This window comes from Rothia sp. HMSC069C04 (assembly GCF_001812895.1).
GTDB lineage: Bacteria > Actinomycetota > Actinomycetes > Actinomycetales > Micrococcaceae > Rothia.
In genome coordinates this window covers 246,790-253,055 of record NZ_KV810762.1, presented here as the reverse complement: position 1 = coordinate 253,055, position 6,266 = coordinate 246,790, and the positions used below count along the sequence as shown (strand labels likewise).

Below are 6,266 nucleotides of genomic sequence, written 5' to 3'. Positions count from 1 at the left end.
TTCGAGGACGGAGCCCCCGCTTCGCGTGTCCGGTCGCCCTCTAGGTCGCCTACCCCTCGGGTGGAGGATAGAAGGGGTTGGTAGGTGGGTACCTTCTCGGGGTAGCTCGCCGCAGTCTTGGGTATATGAAGCTGGTATGTGGTTCCCTTCTCTAATTAGCTCGCCTTGGGATGGTTGAAATAGGGGTTGGTCTGGGGTTTCCTTCTCGGGTCAGCTCACCTGATTCTAGGGTTATTTATCCTGTCGGATTTTTATCTACTTCCCGGATACAGACCTGATACATAGAGATAGAGCCGGTGCCTGCTTCGCAGCAGGCACCGGCTTTTTACTTATTAGAGAGCTCTTAGCGGCCCGTATAGTCCGCGTCCGCAATATCCTTCGGCCAGCGCGCCTTACGGAACGGCGCCCACGTAAACGCCGCCGCCACCAACAACAAACCACTCATAATGAACGCCGGAACAAAGCCCCACGCATCCGCAATCAAACCAGCCACCAGCGGACCCAAAATCATACCGAAATCGCTACACATCTGATACACCGCCAACACCTGACCGCCACTGCGGCGAGTACCAATCACATCAGACACCGCGGCCTGAATCGACGGGCCCATAAACGCCGCACCAATACCCAGGCACGCCGTCAACGACACAAACACCCACGCCACCGGCGCGAAACCCATAAACGTCACCGCAGAACCCGCCAACAGCAGACCCGAAAACGCCATCACACGGCGACCAAAACGATCCGAAAAACGACCCGAGAACGTCTGAGTCAACGCATTACCCAACGAGTTCGTCGCCATCGCCAAAGAAGCCAACAGAGTACCCGCCACCGAATTCGACATATCGCCGCCAGTCGCCAAATACGCCGCCGCCAACGGAATAATCGACGACTGCACACCAAACACCGACCAGCCAATCGCCCAGTTCGAAACCAGCGCAGAACGGTAATTCGAGAACTTCAACGCGTCACGAACCGTCATCGCAGGCAGATCGCTCTTACCCGCAGCGCCGCCGGATGCAGCAGGCTTAGCTGCCTTGCCGGATGCGCCAGCCTGAGTGTCAGCAGGGGAAGGAGCCGCCGACGGCAACACCCCGGTGCCCTTACCCTCAGCCAGTGCCGCCGCCTCCATAATCGCGTCACGCTCCGCCTCCAGCGCTGCCTGCGACGGCATCAAAAACCACACAATCAGGCCCGCCGCCAGCAACGAAAAACCATACACAATGAACGGCGCACGCATACCAAACGGTGCCAGAGCGCTCGCAATCACCGGGCCCAGCAGGTTACCCAGCAGGAACGCCGTCGCATAATAGCCCGAAATACGGCCACGCATATGCGCCGGGGACAGGCGCACCAGCAGACCCATCGCAGAGACCGTGAACATGACCGAGCCGATACCCGCCACCGCACGCGAACCCAGCAACACCCAATAATCCCAGGCAAACGCAATCATAAACGACGTCACCGACACAATCAGCATGCCAATTGTGTACACCGGACGCTCACCCCAACGGGTAATCATCTGACCCGCCGACGGCGCAAAAATCAGGCGCGTAATCGCCAACGCAGAAACCACCATCGTCGCCATAGTGACCGTGGCATTAAAATTCTGCGCATAGTTCGGCAGCACCGGCGCCACCAAACCAAAACCCACCGCAATCATGAACGAGGCAGCAATCAGAACCTTCAAACCGGTCGGCACACGGTTCGGGTCAATCGTGTGCGGGTCAAAAACAGGCGGTGTTTTGGCAGGGTTCCTCATGTTCATCCTCGAAATCGTGCGGTGCCGTGCGGCAGCCGCGGGCCCCACCCGCAACTGTCAACCATGTGTTCGGCTAAAAAACTTAACAGTGTCCAGTCTACTCCGCCGACAGCCGGGCATGTGCGTAACCTCGACCAGCCAAACCGCCCAAACCGGTAAGCTAGTAGTGTGAATGAAACGATGATGATGATTTGCGCGATCGTGCTGGGTGTACTGGTTATTGCCGGTGTACTTTTCGCGGTTCTGCGCCGACCCAAGAAGACCGCGGACCTGCAGTCTTTGCGTCAGGAGGCGGCAGAAGCCTCCGGCGGATCGGCGGAAGAACCCAAAAGCTCGGCACCTCGCGCTATTGAACTTGATATGCCCGACCCGTCCGCGGGTCGCCTGGTGCGCCTGCGCGCCCGCCTGGCACGCTCCAACAACATGCTCGGCAAGGGCTTGCTGGCTCTGCTTTCTCGCGACCGCATCGACCAGGACGTCTGGGATGAGGTTGAGGAGACCCTGCTGCTCGCCGACCTCGGCTCCGAGCCGACCACCCGCCTGGTGGAGGCGCTGCAGCAGCGTGTGCGTGTTGAGGGTACGAGCAACCCCGCCGCCGTGAAGAAGATGCTCCGCGAAGAGCTCGTGAAGATTGTTCGCCCCGACATGGACCGCGAACTGAAGACCGCCGGCAGCGACGGCAACCCCGGCGTGGTGCTGGTCGTTGGCGTGAACGGCGTTGGTAAGACCACCACGGTCGGTAAGATTGCCCGCGTGATGGTCGCTGACGGTCAGACCCTGCTCCTGGGTGCCGCGGATACGTTCCGTGCGGCCGCCTCCGAGCAGCTGACCACCTGGGGTGACCGCGTGGGCGTGAAGACCGTGCGTTCCGAGAAGGAAGGTGCCGACCCGGCATCCGTCGCGTTTGATGCTGTGAAGGCTGGCAAGGAGCAGGGCGTTGACACCGTGCTCGTGGACACCGCGGGCCGCCTGCAGAACAAGTCCGGCCTGATGGATCAGCTCGGCAAGATTAAGCGCGTGATTGAGAAGGAAGCGCCGGTCACCGAGGTTCTGCTCGTGATTGACGCGACGACCGGCCAGAACGGTATGGTTCAGGCGAAGGTCTTCGGCGATATCGTGGACGTCACCGGTATCGTGCTGACCAAGCTTGACGGCACGGCAAAGGGCGGCATCGTGGTCGCTATTCAGGAGGAGCTCGGCGTTCCCGTCAAGCTCATCGGCCTGGGTGAAGGCCCGGACGACCTGGCGCCGTTCGACCCGGAAGCATTCGTGGACGCGCTGCTGGACTAACATCCTCATATTCCGCCGAGAAGCCACATGTGTTTCGAGAAGCCACCAAAGACGTGGCTTTTCGAAACACATGTGGCTTTTCGCTTATCTGAAAGGAAAGAACATAGCCTGATTTACCCCGGGGTAAATTGCGAACAAGGGGTCGGCCCCCACATCAGGAATAGTCTGAAGGGGACATATTGGATGGGTGGTCACTGCATTACAAGGCCACCCAGAAGAAAGGCATGATATGAACTTGTCACAATGGTTGAACTCAGCAACGTTGGTCCTGCTGTTGGTGAGCGTAATTATCTTCTTCGTGAGGGCTGCAATATCAGCCGTGGGTGGTGTAACCACATCGATTCGTTATTTGCGAGCCACGACGAAGGGCGAGGAGTACACGCGAGAATCGGACGACGAAGACCGTATCTTAAGTTCCTCCATTTTGGGCGGTCCGGATATTATCATCAACCTCGTGATGGGCGGATTTGTGGCCGCGGCGATGTGGGTGGTCATGCTACAGCAAAGCTCTTCGGTAGAGGCTTTGGTGTGGGTTGCTGACATTTCGGTATTCGCGGTACTACTGCTGGGTTTGACTGCAATGGTGCGTTGTTCCAAGCGTGCACGGGCTAAGGGTAAGAAGATGAAGCCCAACGCCTTACTTGGTCTGATGTATGTGACTTCGTCCGGTACGGCTCTCAGCTCTACGCTGTCGAATGGCCTGCAGATGAGCGAACATTGGTCGATGGTCAATCTGATTCAGGCGGGTCTTTCTGCAGGTCCGACTGACGTGGACTTTGTAAATGGTGTTATGGGTGGATACGGTGTTCCGGGGTTGGTAGCTCTGGCTGCGTATACCGTGCTGTTCTTTGTGTGGGGAATGCTTGTTCCGGAAGTTCTGTTGCACTCTGTTTTCCTTGCCGCTAGCGCGCTGGGAGGTCGTGCTGTGATTGTTGGATCGAAGTTGGAAAGTGCGCAGCGTCTTTTCACGGTGAGTATAGCTCTCTACCTGGCGATGTTCCTGGTATCGAGTGGTTTGTTGGCTAGATAGCCGCCTCTTTACTCGCTGAGAAGCCACATGTGTTTCGAAAAGCCACATTTTTAGTGGCTTCTCGAAACACATGTGGCTTTTCGCGGTTAAGTTTGGGGCCCTCCAGCAGCACGCAGCACCTGCAGGGCCCGCCTCGGACGGTAGATAGCATCCTTAGCAGAAACACGGATGACAGCATACCCCGCGTGGAGTAGCCGATCCTGTCTATTCTTCTCCCGAACCAGGTCCTCTTTGGCGTTGTATTTGACGTTGCCGTCTACCTCCAGAATGACGGGCCTGCCGTGGAGGTTAATGGCGTGTAGCAGAAAGTCCACTCGATAGGCATGACCTTCGCAGATGATGGTTTCTTGCTGCTTGTATCGGATTCCCTGGTCATCGAGAAGTAACCGCATGCAGGTTTCAGCAACGGATTCTGAGTGTGGGCTGAGCTCATGTCCGACGAGGCGGGCGGTTCGGCACCCGCGGCCAGATGCAGATGAGAGCTCCTTCTTGAGCTTCTCGTAGGTGAGCATCTCCGGTTCCTGAGCGAAGCGTTGAAGGGCGCTTTCGGCCAGAACGAGCCCGGCGCGAAAGGGAAGCGTTTTCACGCAGGTGATGATAGCTGTTAGTGGTGTGACGGTGGGGATCCCTTCGGGCGTGTACACGATGGGGCTGTCCGCGGTGAGGGTGTCTTGGATGCGCTGGATGTTTTCTCGGCGGCCGCCTCCGGTCCCTCGTACTTGAACGTGACGTGGTGGGCTGAGGGAGGAGATGCCCCAGGCGATGGCTGCGCTTTGAGCGGCAAGGATGTTGGCGGGGTATTCGTTGAGGTGGGCGAGGATGCACACGTAGTGCTGGTCGTTGGGGTGTAGGTTGTTCCAGGTTTGGGTGGGGAGAAGGTGCCCTTTTGAGATGCGGGTGAGTTCGCCGCGGTTGAGGGCGTGGCTCAGGGTGATTCGCGTGTGGGTGGCTGAGGTGATGAGTTCGGTGCGGGTGCGTATCATCATTGATAGTTCTTCTCTGGTAAACATGCTTTAATTGCATCAAATGAGAGTATTTATGTTCAAGTGTTACGTTTAGTTATTACGCCGAAAAGCCACATGTGTTTCGAAAAGCCACCAAAAACGTGGCTTTTCGAAACACATGTGGCTTCTCGACGAGAGGGGTGTGGATAAGTTGAGCGAATACGGCCCGGTACTTTACCTACCGGATGCTACCTGTTGAACTGCGAAACAATCAGCTCGGCAAGTGCAGGCTGGCATACTACCAGGCTCACAATAGCCAGGAAGAAGCTCATGCTTGCCTCCTGAATGGAGAGGTTGGTGACGGTGCCACGGCGGACTGCAATTACTACGTTAATCGAGTATTTGAAGCACTGAATCAAAGTCCCCAGCATGAAGAGGGCAGCAAGCAGGTTGAGCATAATCAGGGTGAACCCTGCAGTACCGTATGACGCAGTAACTGCCTGAATGAAACGCGCAACCATACTGCCCTGAGGGTGAGACTCGTAGTGTCCGCTGACGGTGGTGTAGATGGTCGCCATGTTGTACTTACCTGCCCCGAGGAGAGCGAGCCAGGTGCCGCCAACAATCGCCAGCAGGGATGCAGGGTAGAGCACATTCAGAATGGCAGATTCAGGTGAGTTGATGCTCTTAGGGCTGAGAAGCTTTACCTGCCAACCGATGAGTACGAGACAGGTAACCCAGCAGGCTGCGAGGATCCAGCTGATAGTGGGCCAGCTGATGAGGAACGCACCCGCGATAAGGAGACTGCCAACAACAGCAAGTGCGATGCTGTCGAAGGCATCGTCATTACTTGCCTGCGTTCCCTTGGAGGAGGCGTGGTTGTGCGTGTGCTGGCTGTTGTCGATGGCGGTGCGGTTACCGTCGCCGCTAATGGCTGCGGAGCCGTTGCCTACATGCTGGTGGGTGTTGTGCACGTGGTTGCCATTGCCGTTGATGGTGCCGACGCTGAGCTTCTGAGTGGTATTTCCCGCTCCGGGGGTGGCGGCTGCCCTCTTGGCGTCATTGTACTTTAAGCGTGCTGCGCGGAAGTTCAAGATATTAGTGGCGAATTGCATGATAGCAGCGGGGAGCGCAAAGATAACGGTGAGCAGAGGGAAACAAATCAATATAACCTTGCTGATAAAGTCCATGAGTTTTTCTCCTATCTGGAGGGGCTGCCCCGGCCCGTTTGGGCCTGCAC

5 protein-coding genes are annotated in these 6,266 nt (G+C 57.2%); 2 read left to right on the top strand and 3 right to left on the bottom strand.

The features are described 5' to 3' along the window. Nucleotides 1-343: 343 nt before the first annotated feature. Nucleotides 344-1,762 carry an MFS transporter gene (locus HMPREF2879_RS08555; protein ID WP_070635299.1) on the bottom strand — a complete coding sequence of 473 codons (1,419 nt, stop codon included), beginning with the start codon at nt 1,760-1,762 and terminating at the stop codon, nt 344-346. Nucleotides 1,763-1,942: 180 nt separating this feature from the next. Between HMPREF2879_RS08555 and ftsY the strand changes: the two genes are divergently transcribed. Together ftsY and HMPREF2879_RS08545 are read left to right on the top strand one after the other, a co-directional pair. Next, entirely contained in the window at nt 1,943-3,052 is a 1,110-nt protein-coding gene (ftsY, locus tag HMPREF2879_RS08550; protein WP_070635297.1) for a signal recognition particle-docking protein FtsY, read from the top strand. Between the two features lie 229 nt (nt 3,053-3,281). Further along, nucleotides 3,282-4,082, top strand: coding sequence for a hypothetical protein (locus tag HMPREF2879_RS08545; protein ID WP_049361968.1), 801 nt, complete (start codon nt 3,282-3,284; stop codon nt 4,080-4,082). A gap of 86 nt (nt 4,083-4,168) precedes the next feature. On the opposite strand, the gene HMPREF2879_RS08540 is transcribed toward HMPREF2879_RS08545, so the two are convergent. After that, complete coding sequence (locus HMPREF2879_RS08540; RefSeq protein WP_070635294.1) at nt 4,169-5,068, bottom strand: hypothetical protein; 900 nt, start codon at nt 5,066-5,068, stop codon at nt 4,169-4,171. A 206-nt stretch (nt 5,069-5,274) separates the two neighbouring features. Next, nucleotides 5,275-6,216 carry a hypothetical protein gene (locus tag HMPREF2879_RS08535; RefSeq protein WP_070543103.1) on the bottom strand — a complete coding sequence of 314 codons (942 nt, stop codon included), beginning with the start codon at nt 6,214-6,216 and terminating at the stop codon, nt 5,275-5,277. Between the last annotated feature and the right edge of the window lie 50 nt (nt 6,217-6,266).